The sequence below is a fragment of the Bacteroides caccae genome (assembly GCF_002222615.2).
GTDB classification, from domain to species: Bacteria; Bacteroidota; Bacteroidia; order Bacteroidales; family Bacteroidaceae; genus Bacteroides; species Bacteroides caccae.
In genome coordinates, this window is the sequence record NZ_CP022412.2 from 2,294,240 (window position 1) to 2,312,633 (window position 18,394).

The following is an 18,394-nucleotide window of genomic DNA, read 5'->3' on the forward strand; positions in this document are numbered from 1 at the left end:
ATAATAAATTATTTGCTCAACGGCTGATTACCGGTGTTTCCTGTTACCGGTTTAGCAATATTTTCACGCATGGAAGTATCTGCTTCGATATTTTTCATCCGGTAATAATCCATGATACCCAGATTACCGCTACGGAAGGCTTCTGCCATAGCTTTCGGTACTTCTGCTTCTGCTTCTATTACTTTCGCACGAGCTTCCTGCGCTTTGGCTTTCATTTCCTGTTCGGAAGCGACTGCCATTGCACGGCGTTCCTCTGCTTTTGCCTGCGCAATATTCTTGTCCGCATTAGCCTGATCAATCTGCAAAGCGGCGCCGATGTTCTTACCTATGTCAATATCCGCAATATCGATAGACAGGATTTCGAAAGCCGTTCCTGCATCCAATCCCTTGCGAAGCACGAGTTTGGAGATAGAATCCGGATTTTCGAGTACTGACTTATGATTTTCGGAAGAACCGATAGACGAAACAATACCTTCGCCTACACGGGCAAGAATCGTATCTTCACCTGCACCACCGACCAACTGGCGGATATTGGCACGTACGGTAACACGTGCTTTGGCTATCAACTGGATACCGTCTTTAGCAACAGCCGTAACGGGAGGTGTGTCGATAACTTTCGGGTTTACAGACATTTGCACGGCTTCGAATACGTCACGACCTGCAAGGTCGATAGCGGTAGCCATTTGGAAAGGTAGCTCGATATTCGCTTTCGATGCGGATACCAGCGCATGAACAACCTTTTCAACGTGTCCTCCGGCCAAATAGTGGGCTTCCAACTCATCGCGGGTGATGTTTTTCAATCCCGCTTTGTGGGCTTCAATCATTCCCGGCACGATGATATACGGCGGAACGTTACGTATACGCATTAGAAATAGTTGTATCAGTGAGATGTTGACTCCCGATACTTTTGCCGACAACCAAAGGAAGAACGGCACGTAATGGAAAAATATTATCAGGAAGATAATACCTCCGGCTATCAGAAAGATAGGCAAGTAGAAAGATGATTCCATTGATGTTTTTATTAAGTGAATATTATTTTCTGTGTTTCTCAACCATAATTGTACCGTCGGTGATACGGCTTACGATAATCGGCGTCTTTTCGTTGAGGAAGCCATCTATCGATTTCACCTCCACGATGTTTCCGTTGATTTCTGCATAACCGATTTGTGCCAGGCGGGTGGTACTGATACCGGTATCGCCTACCTTTACGCTATCCTCTGCACTACGGTCTACCTTAGAATCAATATCTTTTTTCAGAGCCAGTTTGTCGAGCATTTTCGACCGCATGAACCAGACGAGCGACCCGATACAGGCTACTCCTGATATTCCCAAGGTAATGAATCCCGCTGCCATACCTAGATTGGCAAATGCATAGTAATTGGCATAAATGATACAAACCAGTGCAGAGATTCCTGCCAGACTAATACCGGGTATGACAAACAGTTCTACCAGAAACAGTATTACTGCGGCGATAATGAGAACGGTGATAATAAGTATATCCATAGTTCAGAGTTATTATTATTTTGTTTTTTCCGCGTTTCGTACATTTATTTCAAGAGCATCCAGTTCGCCGGACATTTGCAATATTCTCTTTTCCAAATCAAGAATGGCCGGAGTCAATATTGTTTTTTCCTGTTTATTGCCGGTTGCATAACGTAGCCGCATGCTATTGAGTTTTTCTTCTTGCTGACGATAGTCTTTTTCCATTTGCTGGTAACGTTGGAAGAGTTGTTTGGCCTTGGCCGATTTGAAATCTTTCAGAAGATAATAAGTCGTATTATCATCAATCACAAACTCGAAATCAGCAATCCGGCGTTCCTGCGGCTTATGGCTCATAGCGGCTTCCAAACGCTGTTGTGCTTCGGCAACTGCCTTTTTATCTTTCCATGTTTCTTTCAACGAATGAATCTGTGCCAACCGAATCATTTGCTGCTGGTCCATAGCTTCATAGTTGTAGGTCTGCTTTGAATTGTTGGGGATAAATACATAGATGCAGACCTTTCCTTCCGGTTGGAAACGGTCGGAAGCAAACCAACCCAGATTATTATATTCGTCGATCACATACATATAGTCATTGTAGGGAGAATTAAACGGCATCCCTACATTCTCCGGTACAAGATACGTATCGGTGTTCGTATTGTAACGGGTGACAAAGATATCATATCCTCCCAGCCCTTCGCCGTCGCTTGCGTAATAAATAGTAACACCGTCCGCCATAACAAACGGATAGTTGGCGTTTCCGGAATCATTGATACTGCCGGGCAACGGACGTCCGTTACTCCATTCATCTAACAGCTTATTTTTTGAAAGAATATCCAGATTTCCTCTTTCGCCTTTTTCGCTATAATAGATTTTGTTTCCGATTTCGGTTTCGTAGACTGTTCCCGGGTTATCGCCTTCAGTTTTGAAGAACTCGTTGAAAGTAAACAGCTTACCTGATTCTTCGCTAATTTTATAAGCATTCAGGAAAGTAGACTTGTCTACCACAAAACTGTCGATAATGGAGACATCTTCTACGCCTTTCAGCATACGGAGATCGGCTTTGCTTTTCTCTAACAGCTTTTCAGCTTCTTCGGTAGGGCGTTTTCGTTTCTTTAAGTCGGTGATATATTCTTCGAAGCAGTTCACTGCATCTTCAAAACGGTACGTGTCATTGTAAGCTTGTCCCAGATAAAGCTGTCCGCTGGCTACCCGTTTCTTTACAGCCATTTCGAGAGGTTTCACAGCTTCTTCAGCTTCTCCTGTTTTCAGGCAACATACGCCATACCAGTAATTATAATTACCATTGGACGGTTGGGATTTAGCATATTTCTTAAAGACAGGCTTGGCTTTCTCGTAGTCACCTTTAGTGAATAAGGTGCGTGCCTGTTCCAGTGTTTGCGCAGAAACTCCCCCAAGGAAGAAACTGCAAATTAGAAATAAAATATATTTTCTTTTCATCGTTCTTAGCGTTTATGAGTGACGGTTTGGTAGAAAACGGTATCGTTTTCGGTCAACAGTCAATTTATCAATTGTTCAAAAGTACAAATTTATTAGAAATAAACCCTTTTTCAGCGATTCTATTATGTTAATTCTTCTTTAAATCATTCTTTTCGCTTACTTTTGCAGCCGATTTTTGAAGATATGACACAATTTACGGAAGAAGAGAAAACCATTCGCCGCGTTGAAAGGCGGTTCAGTAAAGGAGTGGTGCAATATGGACTGATAGAAGAAGGAGACAAAATCCTTATCGGACTGTCGGGAGGGAAAGATTCGTTGGCGCTTGTCGAATTGCTGGGTAAGCGTGTACGTATCTATAAACCTCGCTTTTCGGTTGTCGCAGTTCATGTGGTGATGAAAAATATCCCTTATCAGAGTGATACGGCATATTTGAAAGCGCATTGTGAAGCGTATGGAGTACCTTTTGTACAATATGAGACAGCCTTCGATCCGGCTACCGATACACGTAAGTCTCCCTGTTTCCTTTGTTCGTGGAATCGCCGGAAAGCTTTGTTTACAGTTGCCAAAGAGCATGGATGTAATAAGATAGCCTTGGGGCATCACATGGATGATATTCTGGAAACATTGCTGATGAATATCACTTATCAGGGAGCATTTAGCACCATGCCTCCCCGTTTGGTGATGAAGAAGTTTGATATGACGATTATCCGTCCGATGTGTTTGGTCCACGAAGCTGACTTGGTAGAGTTGGCGGCTTTACACAGTTATCAGAAGCAAGTAAAGAATTGCCCTTACGAATCACAATCCAGCCGGAGCGATATGAAAGGGATTTTGCGGCAACTGGAGGAGATGAATCCGGAGGCCCGTTACAGTCTTTGGGGAAGCATGACGAATGTACAGGAAGAATTATTACCGGATAAAATAGATTAATTAAAATCGGTTGTTATGAAAGGAATATATACAATTTTGTTGCTTATCGTATCCAATGTCTTTATGACTTTTGCTTGGTATGGTCATTTGAAGATGAAACAGGAATATACTTGGTTTGCTTCTCTTCCGTTGATAGGTGTAATTGCTTTTAGCTGGGCAATTGCTTTCTTTGAGTATTCGTGTCAAATACCGGCGAATCGTATCGGGTTTATCGGTAATGGAGGCCCGTTTACATTGATGCAGTTAAAGGTGATTCAGGAAGTGATAACTCTTGTCATCTTTACGGTGTTTACTACTGTTTTTTTTAAAGGAGAGGCACTGCACTGGAATCATTTGGCTGCATTCGTTTGCCTGATAGCGGCAGTGTATTTTGTGTTTATGAAGTGAAAAGATATTGTTTGTCAAATCCTATATGAATGTTTGAAAATTAGACGCTCTGTTTTACCCAAACAGAGCGTCTGTTTTATATAAATAGAGGCTCTATTTGCATAAAATAGAGCCTCTAATTTATTCGTATATTTTCGTTGTCTTTTTATTGGGGAGTAGTTATGTATTTTTTCATCCCTTCCGTATAGTAAGTCTTAAATTCTCCGTTGTCTCCACTATAAATAAAGTACGCGTCAATCTTGGGGTTTGCTTTGCAGAATGTTTCGGCGTCTTCCAGTCCCATTACCATGAAGGCGGTAGCCAGCGCATCGGCGGTCATACAGTCTTCTGCGATTACTGTGGCAGATAAGATATTGTGTTGCACCGGATAACCTGTTCTGGGGTCAATTGTATGAGCGTATTTTTTTCCGTCTTTATAGTAAAAGTTACGATAGTTGCCGGAGGTAGCCATACCGAGGTCGGTGAGGTCGAGTACCGTTTGTAAGTCTTGTCTCACGGATAGGGAGTCGTCAATCGGTTTGTTGATGCCGATACGCCATAAGTTGTTTTTGGGGTTAACCCCTTTTACTACCACTTCTCCGCCTATGTCTACCATATAATTCTTTATTCCTTTCCGGTCGAGCAGTTGGGCGATGACATCCACCGAATACCCTTTGGCAACCGCACTGCAACTTAACATGATGCGGGGATCTTGTTTGATAACTCTCCCATTTTCTAGTTTCACCTTTTCATAATCGGTGATTTGCAGCAGGCTATCTATCATTAATGAGTCCGGGAAAGCTCCTTTCTTGAATCCGAATCCCCAGGCGTTGGCCAGTGGGGCTATGGTTATGTCGAAAGCACCTTTGGTTTCACGGGAGATTTCCATGGAACGGTTGAAGCATTTTTGAAAGAAACTGTCTGTCACTAATTCTTCATTACGATTTACACGACTGATTACGGAACTGTCATTGAACGGAGATAATGAAAAGTCGAAACGTTTCAGTTCTGCTTCGATCTCCGGTTTCAAGTCACTGTCATATTGGTAGGTGATGTTGTATACTGTTCCGAATACAAGCCCTTTGATATTGTAATAGTTTGCTTGCTGATTGTGTCTGGCTAATATCCAAATGGTTGCCAGAATCAGGAACGCCAGCCAAAGGAAACTTTTCTTTGTTTTCATACGCTTTTCTATATTTTGATGAGAAACTTTTTCTTTTTATTGAAAGAATAAATGTTCAACCAATATTTTTAGTCCGATGATGACTAAAATGATACCTCCCCATAGTTCTGCTTTTAACTTTCGGGCAATCCCGCAGCCGCATTGGATACCAAAGATCAGCCCGATGAGCGACATGACAAACGAAACAAGTCCGATGATACAAATAGGAGAGAGGATTTGAGTATAATCTTGAACTCCCAGAAAGGCGAAGGAAATGCCGATTGCCAGTGCGTCAATACTTGTCGCTATCGCCATTGTGAATACTACTTTCAGCTTGGTGGGATTAAATAGCTGGCAACATTCTTCTTCCTTGAAAGATTCGAAAATCATTCTGCCGCCTAGAAAGGCAAGAATAGCAAAAGCGATCCAATGGTCTACGCTTTCTATCAGGTGACTGAAACTCTTGGCGAACATCCAGCCGATGAAAGGCATGAGAGCCTGAAAAAATCCGAAGGCGAAAGCCATGACCAGCATCGGTCTCCATTGGGTATGTTTTAAAATAATACCGCTTGCAATCGAAACAGCGAAACAGTCCATCGCCAAACCTATTGCAAGCAGCCAAATCTCTAGTCCTGTCATTATATTCTAAAGAGGTAGTTTATAAATGAGGGAATAAGTGATTCCCATATTGTTCGATTTATATTTTCCGTAGCCGGGCACATACCAAGGATCTCCGTATTCTCCCGTAGAAGCGCTGGTTTTATATTTCATGCGTACCGACCAGCCCATGTTGAAGTTCTTGTAAATGCGTACTTTAACTCCTAATACGATTTCCAACCATTGTACGGAGGCTTTCATTCCCGGATGATTGAACGGGATACTTCCTCCCCAGTAGTCGTCTCCGAGACTGGGATTACCGATGTTGTCCCCCCATATCGGATCATCTGCCGGCAGGGTCGATACATCGTATTTGAATGAACTGAACGCATAACGGATACCTGCATACAGATAACTGTTTTTCTCTTTCTTCTTTGCCATTGTGTTGTAATCCACACCGATGCGGAAGAAAGGAGCTGCTTTACTTTTATAGTGTATACCTGTTTCGCTCCATGTGTCTGTACCTCCCATACCAAACTCAACTGTCGGGATGAATTTGTTCTTGAGGTTGACTGCTATACTTACTTCAGAACTCATAAAGTCACCACCCAGAAGTTTACTTCCGATGCCGTATAAGTCTACACCTACATACGTCCCGTTATAGAACGGAATTGTATCTATCTCGGTAACTTCCTTTTTCTTCTGATCTCTTTTGGGTGTATGGACCGGGCGTTGCTGCTGTGCTATCAACGGAAGCCCAATACAAAAGAGCAGAAGCAGACTAATTAGTCTCTTCGTCAGGTGTCCGCTCTCGGTATATAAAGAATATTTGTAGATTCTCAATTTCATTTGTATTGGCTTCTTTATTTCGTAAATAGATAGAATCTATTGTTTCCGCACTGTTTCTTTTATTTCCAAACTTGGCGCTGATGATGTTCTGTTTCATCATATATCCGCATTCCATAGACTGGAAATAGGGAGTGTTTTGTTGCACAATGTATAAAGTGTCTGCGTTATCCCAATTACGTACAGGGTCATACCGGAGAATAAATATAGTAGAATCGCTGGTATATCGTAATGGTAACATCACTTTGTGAACTTTCTTCTCATTATTTAGAATAATAGAATCAGTTCCTAATGCTGTAATAGTTAATGAATCGAGTGTGTCATTTGCTATAACGTTTGGAACGAGAGTTTTGTCAATGGACTTGAATGTGCAATACATCATCGGTCGTCCTGCCAACGAACAGTCGTTTTCGTCCGAGCACGAACTGTGGATACTGATAGCACCACCGACAATTAGTAATATGAGAAAGATACGAATTAAATTCTTCATAATCAATGGTTGAATGTGAATCAAATTTTCTTTTCTATCTGATAGTTATTCCGTTCCGGTGCGTTACGCGAGATCAGTTCGCCTAAGAATCCGGCGAGGAACAGTTGTGTACCTATAATCATAGCCGTGAGTGACAAATAAAAATAGGGAGAATCGGTCACCAGTCTATAGGGGAGACCGTTGTACATGGCGTATAGCTTGCTTACACCTACAATGATAACGGATATCATTCCGATGAGAAACATCAGTGAACCTAGCAGACCGAAAAAATGCATGGGCTTGATTCCGAACTTGGAAAGGAACCAAAGAGAAAGCAAGTCCAAGTATCCATTAACAAAGCGGTTCAGTCCGAATTTGGTTGTTCCGTATTTGCGTGCCTGGTGGTGTACCACCTTTTCACCGATTTTCTTGAATCCGGCATTCTTTGCCAGATAAGGGATATAACGGTGCATCTCACCATAGACTTCAATATGTTTGATGACCTCTTTGCGATAGGCCTTCAGTCCGCAGTTAAAATCGTGCAGATTCTTGATGCCCGAGACTTTGCGTGCAGTGGCGTTGAATAGCTTGGTCGGCAATGTCTTTGATATTGGATCATATCTTTTCTGTTTCCAGCCCGAAACCAAATCGTAGCCGTCTTCCGTAATCATCCGGTATAGTTCGGGGATCTCGTCCGGACTATCTTGCAAATCGGCGTCCATAGTGATAACCACATCACCCTGTGCCTCTGCAAATCCGCAATAGAGTGCAGGTGATTTACCATAGTTACGGCGGAACTTGATACCTTTCACACAGTCCGATTGGGCTTTGAGTTTTTCTATCACTTCCCATGAGCGGTCTGTGCTTCCGTCGTTAACGAAAATCACTTCGAATGAGAATCCGTTGGCTTGCATTACCCGTTCTATCCAAGCGTAGAGTTCGGGTAGTGACTCTTCTTCATTGAATAATGGGACTACAACTGATATATCCATTTTATTAATTACTATTTACGAATTACAAATTACGATTGAGACAGTCCGTTGTTTTCCGGTTTGGCTTTTTTCATGACCATTAGTCCGGTAGGGATAGCCAGAAGACTGCCCCAAAACACATCCCATGACAGTAATTGCATAGTAATGTTGATTGAGGTGAGTGAACAGGCGGTATCTATCGTTTCTTTTATAATATCTTTGTTTTCTGCCAGGGCAGGAGTGTTGGTCATTAACTCGTCCCAAAGTTGGATGTAAGAATTGACGATGAAGCCATGGTCTATGAATTGGAAATAAATGTAGTGCACCACAGCTACCAACAAAGAAGCGAACATATACATAAATATAGTAAAGAGTACTGCATGAGAAAACTGGATACTTCCTCCGCAGATTTTATCCCGATACATCTTCACGTAGTGGTAACCGATGAAGGGCACTGCCAGCGTCAGGATTACGAATAATAATGAAAGGAAGGGTATATGAAATCCTAACGGAAATAATATGAATTTCAATATCCAATAGATTCCCATATACGTGCCAAAGTGCATGGCATATTTTTGTAAATAACTTCTGTTTTCTGTCATCATCATTTATAAATTGCGCACAAAGGTACAAATAATCTCGGTTGGTAGGGGAAATATGGTTGTTAAAGTTAATAAAGCTACAAAAGTTACTGTCTGAATATTTTTTTTATGATTTTAATTGATTGAAATGTAGCCGGTTAGTTGTTGGCTGGTGAAAAAAGTTTCTTGCACCTATTGCAGAATCAATAAAAATGTCTACCTTTGCAACCGCAAAACGGGTAAGTCCTATACGGCCAGCTCCCTTCGAATCCTCCAGGGCTTGATCGCAGCAAAGGTAGTTGGTTGTAGCGGCGCGATATAGTAAGCTTACCCACCCGCCTCTTTAGCTCAGTTGGCCAGAGCACGTGATTTGTAATCTCGGGGTCGTTGGTTCGAATCCGACAAGAGGCTCAAAAGAAGGATGCCAATCCGGATAAAAAAGCATTCAGGTAGTTGCCTGAATGCTTTTTTTGTTATCTGTTCCTGTATAATTTTATAAAGATTCCCAAAGTTGCCAGAATGATTAGTAAGGTAAGCCCGAATGCCCAATAGTTGATAACTCGTGATTCTGCGGTAAGTACATAATTTCCAGTCAGAAGGCGGAGACCGTCTATTTTCCATACCATTATATTATTGGTTGAAAGACAGGCGTTGGAAGAAAGAAGTGTGCCGGGCATTGTCAACTCAAATTGTATAGCATGATAGAATACTTCAGCAATCTTGATTTTCTGTTCGCACATATTGTCCATTGCCTTTGCATGGGCTTTATAAAGTTCCAAGTAATAGTTTGTTTGACCAACTTTATCAAAAAGCGCACAGACATCATCTATTCCTGCGTCTCCACAACCGTCTTTCCCTGACAGGTGATTGGTATAGACTGTTTCTTTGAGTTCGTTCAGGCGATTTACGTAGACCGTGTCACCTTTTTGTGAGGTAAATTGGCGAATGACTTCCCAAATAACTTCGTATTGGCTGCGATTGTACCATTCTCCGAATTTAGCTTCGAGTTTATCTAGTTTGTCGTTTTGTTCGATGCCGTTCATACCGCTAAAGGCAGCGTTGTCTCCACGAAACCAGATTATTTGTTCTTCTTTATTCAGATATTTGTCAAGAGGGACTGGTCCTTTGTCCGGAAGTTCTTTATAAGTAGCGGTATATATATAATAGGTATAAAACCATTTAAAACGTTTCTTTAACTGCTCCGTAGGTATTGCCAAAGAGCTCATCTGTTCTTTTCCATTGGAGATAGAGAAATATTCTCCATTTATCAGGGGAATATTCCGGCAGGCTTTTACATTCAGTTTTTTTTCTTCTCCCCAGAAATTAAATTTGAGGGTGGAGTCCAGATTTACTATCTGCCAATCGGTATCTAATTGAAACAGAAATGGGTTATGTGTCTTATCTCCTGCAATGAAAGCGGAATCACCTCGTGCATAGACCTCTCTATGCATACTTCCATTGGTGTCTATCCGTGAAGTCATTCTATAATAAGTACTGCACGAAGTCATACCCAGTGACAGTAACAGTAGTAATGTTGCGATTGAATGATTAGTTTTCATACTCTGTTTATCTTAATTGGTTTTCTTTTATAATTTGAAGTATTCGCGTCTGCCGGAGTTTCCGGTGCTGCGTGTATTGAGAGGATAGGTAGGTACTTTTCTCCAAGAGTTGCATTTCTTCCCAGTTCTCCGGTAAGGGAAATGAAGTGCCGTTTGGCTGATAGACATATCCATTTTGCGTTTCTGCTTCGGAAGGGGAGGGAGGAAAACAAACATCGTTTATAAATAAAAAGAGCAATAACGTTGCTGCGGTTCCTGATATCCAAGCACCAACGAGATATCTTATCTTTTTCTTTTTAGGAGCGTTATCGGTTATCTTATTCAGAATAGCCGCTGTTAGTTCTTCTGGATTTTCTAATATGGGTTGTCTGTTTTTGATTTCCGTCAACCATTCTTCGTACTTTTTATCTTCTTGTTTCATAAGTCGGGGTCTATTTGATTCATTTTATTACGTATATTCTTTCGGGCAAGATATAGAGTGCTTTTTATCTTCTCAGGTGATAGGCCTGTGATAGTTTGCACTTCTATGACTTCCAGTTCTTCTACATCACGCAGCATGAAAACAAGTTTCTGCTGGGGAGGAAGTTCGTTGGTATAGCGCAATATCAATTCTTTCAGTTGCCTGTTGGATAGAGATATTTCAATATTGTCGTCCGATGCGAGGTTGATAGAATCAGAAAAGGCGAACTCGTTGTTCAAAGACGAATGGCGAAGTGAACGTAAACGGTCATAACACGCGTTGCAGGTGATTTTATAAAGCCAGGTAGAAAAGCGATTCTTCCGATTATATGTTTTCAAGGATAACCAGACTTTTACAAATGTCTCCTGTGTTATGTCCCTGGCTTCGTTTTCGTCACAAAGCAACCGGAAGGCAAGCCTGAATACCATTGGCTGAAATTCGGTGACCAACTGGGCAAATGCTGCTGTGTCTTTCCGTTGGCTCCGGTCTACCAGTTCCAGTGTCTTTTCCTGATTTATCATTGTTTATTCATTCTTGTTTATTATATGATACGCATGAAAATGTTTCTGGTCGTTTGCGAATCATCAAATATATAAAAAAAGAGGATAGGCTTTTTAAAACCTATCCTCTTTTATTTATAAAGTAAAAAGTATGCTTACTTGATTCTCTTATATCCATATACGGCCAAGTCACCCAATTCTTCTTCGATACGAAGCAACTGATTGTATTTAGCCATACGGTCTGAGCGGCTCAAAGAACCGGTCTTGATTTGTCCGCTGTTAGTAGCTACTGCGATGTCGGCGATCGTAGCGTCTTCTGTTTCACCGGAACGGTGAGAAGTAACAGTTGTATATCCGTGGCGGTGAGCCATTTCGATAGCGTTCAATGTTTCCGTTAGCGAACCGATTTGGTTTACTTTAATCAGGATAGAGTTGGCGCAGCCTTTTTCAATACCCATTGCTAGGAAGTCGACATTCGTTACAAACAAGTCGTCACCTACCAGTTGGCAACGGTTGCCGATACGTTCGGTAAGTTTCTTCCAGCCGTTCCAGTCGTTCTCACTCATACCGTCTTCAATAGAGTCGATAGGATATTTATTGATCAGTTCTTCCAAGTAGTCGATCTGTTCTTCAGCAGTACGCTTTTTGCCTTTTGCACCTTCAAACTTGGTGTAATCATAGATGCCGTCATGATAAAATTCGGAAGAAGCACAGTCCATACCAATCATAACGTCTTTGCCCGGTTCGTATCCTGCAGCTTTTATAGCGGCTAGAATTGAATTCAGAGCATCTTCCGTACCTTCCAAGTTGGGGGCGAAACCACCTTCGTCGCCTACGGCAGTGCTAAGACCGCGGTCTTTTAATACTTTCTTCAATGCATGGAATACTTCGGCACCCATTCTTAATCCTTCTCTGAAAGAAGGAGCGCCTACGGGACGAATCATAAATTCCTGGAATGCGATAGGAGCATCGCTATGTGAACCGCCGTTGATGATATTCATCATCGGTACAGGCATTACGTAAGTATTTGTTCCGCCGATATAACGGTATAGAGGAAGGTCGAGATAACTAGCGGCAGCTTTGGCTACGGCAAGAGACACACCGAGGATAGCGTTGGCACCTAAATTAGATTTAGTCTTGGTACCATCCAATGCCAACATTGCGTAGTCGATTCCTCTCTGGTTGAGTGAAGACATACCGATTAGTTTCGGAGCGATGATTTTATTTACATTGTCAACCGCTTTTTGTACTCCTTTTCCACCGTAACGTTGTTTGTCACCGTCACGAAGTTCCAATGCTTCGTGTTCACCTGTGGAAGCACCCGACGGCACGGATGCGCGTCCCATAATGCCTGATTCCAATACTACGTCAACTTCTACTGTGGGGTTACCTCTTGAATCGAGAATTTCTCGAGCTACAATTCTTTCAATTTTCATCGTTTCTATTGTTTTTGAATAAGATTTCTGCAAAAGTACGGACTTGACAGAGAGTGAGAAATCACTATAAATAGGTATTCTTTTTGGCCCTATTCCCTATATGTCGTTAGTCCGATCTTATAATATAACAACGGGACGATGTTTTTTGTTTGAATGCAGGCGAATGAAATTTGAAGGATTTTAGTCTTCGATAATAACACCCAGCAAAGGAAGTAAATCCATAGCTTGTAAGGACGTGATAATAGCTCCTTTTAGGTCACTGGTATTAAGTGTTATACCGCTGATACGGGAGGTGCGTAGGTCTATTCCCCGGAGTGGGGCGTGTGAGAAGTCGGCTTCCACCAAATCGCAACTATCAAAAGCGACGGAAGAAAAGCGGCAGTCATTGAAACTCCCGTTTCTGAACAGGCAGTGCGCAAAACGTACCTGGTTCATTTTACTCATTGCCAGATTGATGTATCCGGCATTGCACTCGTGTAGCAGAATATGATTCAAAGTGGTTTCCGAAAAATTAGTTCCCAGCAACTTACAGGAAATAAATTCTACTCGGTACAAAGAGCTTTCTGCAAAAGAGATATTGGATAGGTCGCAGTTCTCGAACCGGACATCTGTCAGTTGGGATGAATGGAATTTGCATTCGCTGAATATCTGATTTTGGAAAGTACAGTTCTTGAAACTTTTATAGGACTTGTTGATTCCTTCTTCTTTTCCTTTGCTAAATAAAAGATCGGAGACTGTTTCTTCCTTGTCAAGCCATTCTTGTAAAGTGCTTGCACTGGTTTCTTGTTCTTCCATTATTGGAGAAACTACACGGACGGGTTTAGTTGTATTTCTTTTTGTCATGTTGCAAAGGTTCCTTTTTTATAATTGTTTTCCTAAATAACCGCCTGCCACTACAGCTGTCAGTCCTATTGCTATACTTAATAGGGTGTAGGTAATGAATGTACCGTAAAATTCTCCTTTTAACAGCCCTATGCCGTCACTGGAGAAAGTAGAGAAGGTGGTAAATCCTCCGCATAATCCTGTTGTCAGAAAAAGGCGAACTTCGAAAGGAAGGTGGAACCGTTCGGAAAGAGCGTAAAATAGTCCGATGAGAAAACTACCGAAGATATTGACCGTGAAAGTAGCCCACGGAAAATTGTAGGGAACAATCCGTTCGTGCATAAGTAGCTGTATGCAATAACGCAATGCGCTACCGGTGCCGCCACCAAGAAAAATATAGATAATTTCTTTACTCATTTGATTTTAGATATTTGTATCAGAGTTGGTGTAACTCTTTGGAAAAATAAAATAATTGTGTGCAAATATAGGAAGAATGTGTAATATACGTGTGTAGTCAATCTGTTTTATTCGGCATAGCTACTGTGCTTTTTTCTCTTTACTTTCATTATTCGTTTTGTAATTAGTGTTTTATGTGATTGGATATATATTATGGAGAACATTATTGCAGTACATCGGTTGATAAGAAAGTAACAAAATAGTGATTTAAAACATTCAGGTGAAAAGATTGTTTTTTTAATCTCCATATTTTAATAAATATTAGTTGTTACTCCGCAAAGAAAACTAAAACTTTGCGGAGCTCTTTTTTTATTAGACGGATTCTTTTTTGTACTTTTGCGCATCTTTTTTAAAAACATCATCAATAAAGAGAACGACATGGGAGGTTTTTTCGGAACAGTCTCACAAGTGAGCTGCGTGACTGATTTATTCTACGGTACAGATTATAATTCACATTTGGGGACGAAACGGGGTGGACTTGCTACCTATAGTGAAGAGCGAGGTTTCATCCGATCAATCCACAATCTGGAAAGTACTTATTTCCGTACTAAATTTGAAGATGAACTGGATAAGTTCAAAGGAAATGCCGGAATCGGTATTATTAGTGATACAGACGCGCAGCCTATTATTATTAATTCTCACCTCGGACGCTTTGCCATTGTTACTGTCGCAAAAATCACCAATATTAAAGAATTGGAAGATGAGCTTCTCTCGCAGAATATGCATTTCGCCGAACTTAGTTCAAGCAACACCAATCAGACGGAACTTATTGCATTACTTATCATACAAGGCAAAACTTTTGTCGAGGGTATCGAAAATGTATTCAAGCATATCAAAGGTTCTTGTTCCATGCTTCTGTTGACGGAAGACGGAAGTATTATTGCTGCCCGTGACCAGTGGGGACGTACTCCCGTAGTGATCGGAAAGAAAGAGGGTGCGTATGCTGCAACCAGTGAATCGTCCAGTTTTCCGAATCTGGATTATGAGATTGACCGATATCTGGGTCCGGGCGAAATTGTACGTCTGTACAGCGATCATGTTGTACAACTACGTAAGCCGGGTGAAGGTATGCAGATTTGTTCGTTCTTGTGGGTGTATTATGGTTTCCCGACTTCCTGTTATGAAGGGAAGAATGTTGAGGAAGTACGTTTCACGAGTGGCTTGAAAATGGGACAAATGGATAAATCGGAAGTAGACTGTGCTTGTGGCATTCCTGATTCGGGAGTCGGCATGGCATTAGGATATGCAGAAGGCAAAGGAGTCCCTTATCATCGGGCTATTTCGAAATATACACCGACATGGCCTCGTAGTTTTACACCGAGCAATCAGGAGATGCGTTCTCTTGTAGCGAAGATGAAACTGATTCCGAATCGTGCCATGCTCCAAGGCAAACGTTTGTTGTTTTGTGACGATTCAATCGTTCGTGGAACTCAGTTACGTGATAATGTGAAGATTCTGTATGATTATGGAGCAAAAGAGGTACATATGCGTATTGCTTGTCCTCCGTTGATTTATGCTTGTCCGTTTGTCGGATTCTCAGCTTCCAAGAATGCGTTGGAGTTGATTACCCGCCGTATTATAAAGGAATTGGAAGGTGACGAAGATAAGAATCTGGAGAAATATGCTACCACCGGCTCTCCTGAATATGAGAAGATGGTTAGCATTATTGCCGAACGCTTCGGTCTGACTTCTTTGAAATTTAATACTCTCGAAACATTGATTGAAGCTATCGGATTGCCGAAATGTAAAGTGTGTACACACTGCTTTGATGGTAGTAGCCACTTTTAAAAGATATTATACGATAAAAAAGAGCCGTGAATTGCTTTGTAATTCACGGCTCTTTTTTTACCTTTACGGCACTATAAACTATCAAATTGTAAATTGTAATTAATAACTTGTAATTAAATAACATGACTTTAGTAGACAGATTCTTAAAGTACGTAAGCTTCGATACACAATCTGATGAATCGACAGGGATTACCCCCAGTACTCCGAAGCAAATGGTATTTGCTGAATATTTGAAAACAGAGTTGGAATCTTTAGGCCTGGAGGATATTACTCTGGATGAGCATGGCTATCTTTTTGCCACGCTTCCTGCCAATATAGATAAGGATGTACCCACAATCGGATTTATTGCCCACATGGATACAAGTCCTGATATGAGTGGTAAAGATGTGACTCCGCGTATTGTAGAAAAGTACGATGGTTCGGATATCATGCTTTGTGCCGAAGATAATATAATTCTTTCTCCCGTTCAATTTCCCGAATTGCTTGATCATAAAGGAGAGGACCTGATTGTTACCAACGGAAAAACATTGTTGGGTGCAGATGATAAAGCTGGGATCGCCGAAATAGTATCGGCTGTTGTTTACTTGAAAGAACATCCTGAGATCAAACACGGGAAGATTCGCATCGGCTTTAATCCGGACGAAGAAATTGGTGAAGGCGCTCATAAATTTGATGTGGAGAAGTTCGGTTGTGAATGGGGATATACAATGGACGGAGGTGAAGTAGGAGAGTTAGAGTTTGAAAACTTTAATGCTGCTGCTGCCAAGATTCTTTTTAAGGGACGCAATGTACATCCGGGGTACGCCAAAAATAAGATGATTAACTCGATCTATCTTGCCAATCAGTTTATCACTCTGTTGCCTTCTATAGAAAGACCGGAACATACGACAGGCTACGAGGGATTCTATCATTTGATCGGTATTCAGGGCGAAGTGGAGCAATGCACTGTTTCTTATATTATTCGTGACCATGACCGGGCTAAATTCGAAGAACGTAAGAAAGAGATAGAACGCCTGGTTGCCCGGATGAATACTGAATATGGTGAAGGCACTGTAACTCTTGAATTGCGCGACCAATATTATAATATGCGTGAAAAGATAGAACCGGTAATGCACATTATTGACATCGCTTTTGCTGCTATGGAAGCCGTAGGCGTGAAACCGAATGTGAAGCCAATTCGTGGAGGTACGGACGGTGCGCAGCTTTCTTTCAAAGGTCTGCCATGTCCGAATATCTTTGCCGGTGGTCTGAATTTTCACGGACGTTATGAGTTTGTTCCTATTCAGAATATGGAAAAGGCGATGAACGTTATTGTGAAGATCGCCGAGCTGGTAGCTTCCAGATGATTTTCAATTACGGATATACCTGATATATAAACTTAATACTTAATACTTAAAAACTGAGATTCATGAAAACCACTCCGTTTACAGAGAAACATATAGCACTAGGTGCTAAAATGCACGAGTTTGCCGGTTATAATATGCCGATAGAATACTCCGGCATCATTGATGAACATCTGACTGTTTGCAATTCAGTCGGTGTGTTTGATGTATCCCACATGGGAGAATTTTGGGTGAAAGGTCCGAATGCATTGGCTTTTCTACAGAAAGTGACTTCCAATAATGTGGCGGCATTAACTCCCGGTAAGATACAATATACCTGCTTCCCTAATGAAGATGGTGGTATTGTAGACGATTTACTGGTTTATCATTATGAACCGGAAAAATATTTGTTGGTGGTTAATGCTGCCAATATGGATAAAGATTGGGATTGGTGTGTGTCTCATAATACAGAGGGGGCGGAGTTGGAAAATTCCTCTGATAATATAGGTCAGCTTGCTGTGCAAGGTCCGAAAGCAATTCTTGCTTTGCAAAAACTGACGGATGTTGATTTATCATCTATTCCATATTATACTTTTAAAGTTGGAAAGTTTGCAGGCGAGGACAATGTGATAATCTCTAATACAGGTTATACGGGTGCAGGAGGTTTTGAACTCTATTTCTATCCGAGTGCTGCCGATACAATTTGGACAGCTATTTTCGAAGCTGGTGAAGAATTTGGTATTAAACCGGTGGGGTTGGGAGCGCGTGATACACTCCGACTGGAAATGGGCTTCTGTCTCTATGGCAATGATTTGGATGATACGACTTCACCTATAGAAGCCGGTTTGGGCTGGATCACGAAATTTGTAGAAGGCAAAAACTTTATCAACCGTCCTATGTTAGAGAAGCAGAAAGCGGAAGGAACAACTCGTAAATTAGTCGGCTTTGAAATGATTGACCGGGGGATTCCTCGTCACGGTTATGAACTAGTGAACCAGGAAGGAGAGAAGATTGGAGTGGTTACATCCGGTACTATGTCGCCTACCCGTAAAATTGGTATTGGTATGGGGTATGTGAAACCGGAATATAGTAAAATCGGTACTGAAATTTGCATTGATATGCGCGGACGTAAACTGAAAGCAGTAGTGGTGAAACCACCTTTTAGAAAATAAAGATTAAACTCTATTTT

The 18,394-nt window shown here is 41.5% G+C and carries 20 protein-coding genes and 1 tRNA gene; 6 read left to right on the forward strand and 15 right to left on the reverse strand.

Going from position 1 to position 18,394, the window contains the following annotated elements; translation table 11 throughout:
* Nucleotides 1-8: 8 nt before the first annotated feature.
* Genes floA through CGC64_RS08925 form a run of 3 tightly spaced genes read right to left on the reverse strand, consistent with a single transcriptional unit; the run spans nt 9 to nt 2,940 of the window.
* A complete protein-coding gene (gene floA / locus CGC64_RS08915) occupies nt 9-1,010 on the reverse strand; it encodes a flotillin-like protein FloA (RefSeq protein ID WP_005677535.1) in 1,002 nt (333 codons plus the stop codon).
* A 22-nt stretch (nt 1,011-1,032) separates the two neighbouring features.
* The gene (locus CGC64_RS08920) at nt 1,033-1,503 is read right to left on the reverse strand and encodes an NfeD family protein (RefSeq protein WP_005677536.1); all 471 of its coding nucleotides are present in this window, start codon (nt 1,501-1,503) and stop codon (nt 1,033-1,035) included.
* 15 nt (nt 1,504-1,518) lie between these two features.
* Entirely contained in the window at nt 1,519-2,940 is a 1,422-nt protein-coding gene (locus tag CGC64_RS08925) for a tetratricopeptide repeat protein (protein ID WP_005677537.1), read from the reverse strand.
* A 183-nt stretch (nt 2,941-3,123) separates the two neighbouring features.
* Between CGC64_RS08925 and CGC64_RS08930 the strand changes: the two genes are divergently transcribed.
* Together CGC64_RS08930 and CGC64_RS08935 are read left to right on the forward strand one after the other, a co-directional pair.
* Nucleotides 3,124-3,870, forward strand: coding sequence for an ATP-binding protein (locus CGC64_RS08930; RefSeq protein WP_005677538.1), 747 nt, complete (start codon nt 3,124-3,126; stop codon nt 3,868-3,870).
* Nucleotides 3,871-3,885: 15 nt separating this feature from the next.
* Entirely contained in the window at nt 3,886-4,257 is a 372-nt protein-coding gene (locus CGC64_RS08935; protein WP_005677539.1) for a DMT family protein, read from the forward strand.
* A gap of 145 nt (nt 4,258-4,402) precedes the next feature.
* Here the strand turns inward: CGC64_RS08935 and CGC64_RS08940 are convergent, their stop codons facing one another.
* The 6 genes from CGC64_RS08940 to CGC64_RS08965 are packed head-to-tail and all read right to left on the reverse strand — an operon-like array spanning nt 4,403 to nt 8,889.
* Nucleotides 4,403-5,419, reverse strand: coding sequence for an FAD:protein FMN transferase (locus tag CGC64_RS08940; RefSeq protein ID WP_005677540.1), 1,017 nt, complete (start codon nt 5,417-5,419; stop codon nt 4,403-4,405).
* A gap of 36 nt (nt 5,420-5,455) precedes the next feature.
* Complete coding sequence (locus CGC64_RS08945) at nt 5,456-6,037, reverse strand: manganese efflux pump MntP (protein WP_005677541.1); 582 nt, start codon at nt 6,035-6,037, stop codon at nt 5,456-5,458.
* A 6-nt stretch (nt 6,038-6,043) separates the two neighbouring features.
* A complete protein-coding gene (locus CGC64_RS08950) occupies nt 6,044-6,844 on the reverse strand; it encodes a DUF6048 family protein (RefSeq protein ID WP_005677542.1) in 801 nt (266 codons plus the stop codon).
* Nucleotides 6,777-7,331: a DUF6452 family protein gene (locus CGC64_RS08955; RefSeq protein ID WP_005677544.1), complete on the reverse strand. Its 555-nt coding sequence runs from the start codon at nt 7,329-7,331 to the stop codon at nt 6,777-6,779. Before CGC64_RS08955 ends, CGC64_RS08950 begins: the two co-directional genes overlap by 68 nt.
* A 20-nt stretch (nt 7,332-7,351) precedes the next feature.
* The gene (locus tag CGC64_RS08960; RefSeq protein ID WP_005677545.1) at nt 7,352-8,302 is read right to left on the reverse strand and encodes a glycosyltransferase family 2 protein; all 951 of its coding nucleotides are present in this window, start codon (nt 8,300-8,302) and stop codon (nt 7,352-7,354) included.
* Nucleotides 8,303-8,331: 29 nt separating this feature from the next.
* Nucleotides 8,332-8,889, reverse strand: a complete 558-nt coding sequence (locus tag CGC64_RS08965) for a DUF4199 domain-containing protein (RefSeq protein ID WP_005677546.1) — start codon at nt 8,887-8,889, stop codon at nt 8,332-8,334.
* A 310-nt stretch (nt 8,890-9,199) separates the two neighbouring features.
* Between CGC64_RS08965 and CGC64_RS08970 the strand changes: the two genes are divergently transcribed.
* A tRNA-Thr gene (locus CGC64_RS08970) sits at nt 9,200-9,273 on the forward strand.
* 62 nt (nt 9,274-9,335) lie between these two features.
* Here CGC64_RS08970 and CGC64_RS08975 read toward each other — a convergent pair.
* The 6 genes from CGC64_RS08975 to crcB all read right to left on the reverse strand — a co-directional run bounded on the left by CGC64_RS08975 (nt 9,336) and on the right by crcB (nt 14,056).
* The gene (locus CGC64_RS08975; protein WP_032855157.1) at nt 9,336-10,421 is read right to left on the reverse strand and encodes a hypothetical protein; all 1,086 of its coding nucleotides are present in this window, start codon (nt 10,419-10,421) and stop codon (nt 9,336-9,338) included.
* A gap of 7 nt (nt 10,422-10,428) precedes the next feature.
* Complete coding sequence (locus CGC64_RS08980) at nt 10,429-10,842, reverse strand: hypothetical protein (protein WP_005677548.1); 414 nt, start codon at nt 10,840-10,842, stop codon at nt 10,429-10,431.
* The gene (locus CGC64_RS08985; RefSeq protein ID WP_005677549.1) at nt 10,839-11,402 is read right to left on the reverse strand and encodes an RNA polymerase sigma factor; all 564 of its coding nucleotides are present in this window, start codon (nt 11,400-11,402) and stop codon (nt 10,839-10,841) included. Before CGC64_RS08985 ends, CGC64_RS08980 begins: the two co-directional genes overlap by 4 nt.
* 134 nt (nt 11,403-11,536) lie before the next feature.
* Nucleotides 11,537-12,817 carry a phosphopyruvate hydratase gene (gene eno / locus CGC64_RS08990; RefSeq protein WP_005677550.1) on the reverse strand — a complete coding sequence of 427 codons (1,281 nt, stop codon included), beginning with the start codon at nt 12,815-12,817 and terminating at the stop codon, nt 11,537-11,539.
* Nucleotides 12,818-12,997: 180 nt separating this feature from the next.
* Nucleotides 12,998-13,660 carry a pentapeptide repeat-containing protein gene (locus CGC64_RS08995; RefSeq protein WP_005677551.1) on the reverse strand — a complete coding sequence of 221 codons (663 nt, stop codon included), beginning with the start codon at nt 13,658-13,660 and terminating at the stop codon, nt 12,998-13,000.
* Nucleotides 13,661-13,678: 18 nt separating this feature from the next.
* Entirely contained in the window at nt 13,679-14,056 is a 378-nt protein-coding gene (gene crcB, locus CGC64_RS09000; protein ID WP_005677552.1) for a fluoride efflux transporter CrcB, read from the reverse strand.
* A gap of 417 nt (nt 14,057-14,473) precedes the next feature.
* Here crcB and CGC64_RS09005 point away from each other — a divergent pair, with 417 nt between their 5' ends.
* The 3 genes from CGC64_RS09005 (at nt 14,474) to gcvT (ending at nt 18,377) form a co-directional block, all read left to right on the forward strand.
* Nucleotides 14,474-15,883 carry an amidophosphoribosyltransferase gene (locus CGC64_RS09005; protein WP_005677553.1) on the forward strand — a complete coding sequence of 470 codons (1,410 nt, stop codon included), beginning with the start codon at nt 14,474-14,476 and terminating at the stop codon, nt 15,881-15,883.
* Between the two features lie 122 nt (nt 15,884-16,005).
* The gene (gene pepT / locus CGC64_RS09010) at nt 16,006-17,229 is read left to right on the forward strand and encodes a peptidase T (RefSeq protein WP_005677554.1); all 1,224 of its coding nucleotides are present in this window, start codon (nt 16,006-16,008) and stop codon (nt 17,227-17,229) included.
* Between the two features lie 62 nt (nt 17,230-17,291).
* On the forward strand, nt 17,292-18,377 hold the full coding sequence (gene gcvT, locus CGC64_RS09015) for a glycine cleavage system aminomethyltransferase GcvT (RefSeq protein ID WP_005677555.1): 1,086 nt from the start codon (nt 17,292-17,294) through the stop codon (nt 18,375-18,377).
* Nucleotides 18,378-18,394 lie beyond the last annotated feature (17 nt).

What these genes read in the sequence shown, in the direction of transcription:
- CGC64_RS08980 (WP_005677548.1), bottom strand. Translation starts at nt 10,842, where the DNA reads ATGAAACAAGAAGATAAAAAGTACGAAGAATGGTTGACGGAAATCAAA.
- CGC64_RS08925 (WP_005677537.1), bottom strand. Translation starts at nt 2,940, where the DNA reads ATGAAAAGAAAATATATTTTATTTCTAATTTGCAGTTTCTTCCTTGGG.
- pepT (WP_005677554.1), top strand. Translation starts at nt 16,006, where the DNA reads ATGACTTTAGTAGACAGATTCTTAAAGTACGTAAGCTTCGATACACAA.
- CGC64_RS08920 (WP_005677536.1), bottom strand. Translation starts at nt 1,503, where the DNA reads ATGGATATACTTATTATCACCGTTCTCATTATCGCCGCAGTAATACTG.
- CGC64_RS08995 (WP_005677551.1), bottom strand. Translation starts at nt 13,660, where the DNA reads ATGACAAAAAGAAATACAACTAAACCCGTCCGTGTAGTTTCTCCAATA.
- floA (WP_005677535.1), bottom strand. Translation starts at nt 1,010, where the DNA reads ATGGAATCATCTTTCTACTTGCCTATCTTTCTGATAGCCGGAGGTATT.
- eno (WP_005677550.1), bottom strand. Translation starts at nt 12,817, where the DNA reads ATGAAAATTGAAAGAATTGTAGCTCGAGAAATTCTCGATTCAAGAGGT.
- CGC64_RS08940 (WP_005677540.1), bottom strand. Translation starts at nt 5,419, where the DNA reads ATGAAAACAAAGAAAAGTTTCCTTTGGCTGGCGTTCCTGATTCTGGCA.
- CGC64_RS08960 (WP_005677545.1), bottom strand. Translation starts at nt 8,302, where the DNA reads ATGGATATATCAGTTGTAGTCCCATTATTCAATGAAGAAGAGTCACTA.
- CGC64_RS08975 (WP_032855157.1), bottom strand. Translation starts at nt 10,421, where the DNA reads ATGAAAACTAATCATTCAATCGCAACATTACTACTGTTACTGTCACTG.
- gcvT (WP_005677555.1), top strand. Translation starts at nt 17,292, where the DNA reads ATGAAAACCACTCCGTTTACAGAGAAACATATAGCACTAGGTGCTAAA.
- CGC64_RS08935 (WP_005677539.1), top strand. Translation starts at nt 3,886, where the DNA reads ATGAAAGGAATATATACAATTTTGTTGCTTATCGTATCCAATGTCTTT.
- CGC64_RS08985 (WP_005677549.1), bottom strand. Translation starts at nt 11,402, where the DNA reads ATGATAAATCAGGAAAAGACACTGGAACTGGTAGACCGGAGCCAACGG.
- CGC64_RS08950 (WP_005677542.1), bottom strand. Translation starts at nt 6,844, where the DNA reads ATGAAATTGAGAATCTACAAATATTCTTTATATACCGAGAGCGGACAC.
- CGC64_RS08955 (WP_005677544.1), bottom strand. Translation starts at nt 7,331, where the DNA reads ATGAAGAATTTAATTCGTATCTTTCTCATATTACTAATTGTCGGTGGT.
- CGC64_RS08965 (WP_005677546.1), bottom strand. Translation starts at nt 8,889, where the DNA reads ATGATGATGACAGAAAACAGAAGTTATTTACAAAAATATGCCATGCAC.
- CGC64_RS09005 (WP_005677553.1), top strand. Translation starts at nt 14,474, where the DNA reads ATGGGAGGTTTTTTCGGAACAGTCTCACAAGTGAGCTGCGTGACTGAT.
- CGC64_RS08945 (WP_005677541.1), bottom strand. Translation starts at nt 6,037, where the DNA reads ATGACAGGACTAGAGATTTGGCTGCTTGCAATAGGTTTGGCGATGGAC.
- CGC64_RS08930 (WP_005677538.1), top strand. Translation starts at nt 3,124, where the DNA reads ATGACACAATTTACGGAAGAAGAGAAAACCATTCGCCGCGTTGAAAGG.
- crcB (WP_005677552.1), bottom strand. Translation starts at nt 14,056, where the DNA reads ATGAGTAAAGAAATTATCTATATTTTTCTTGGTGGCGGCACCGGTAGC.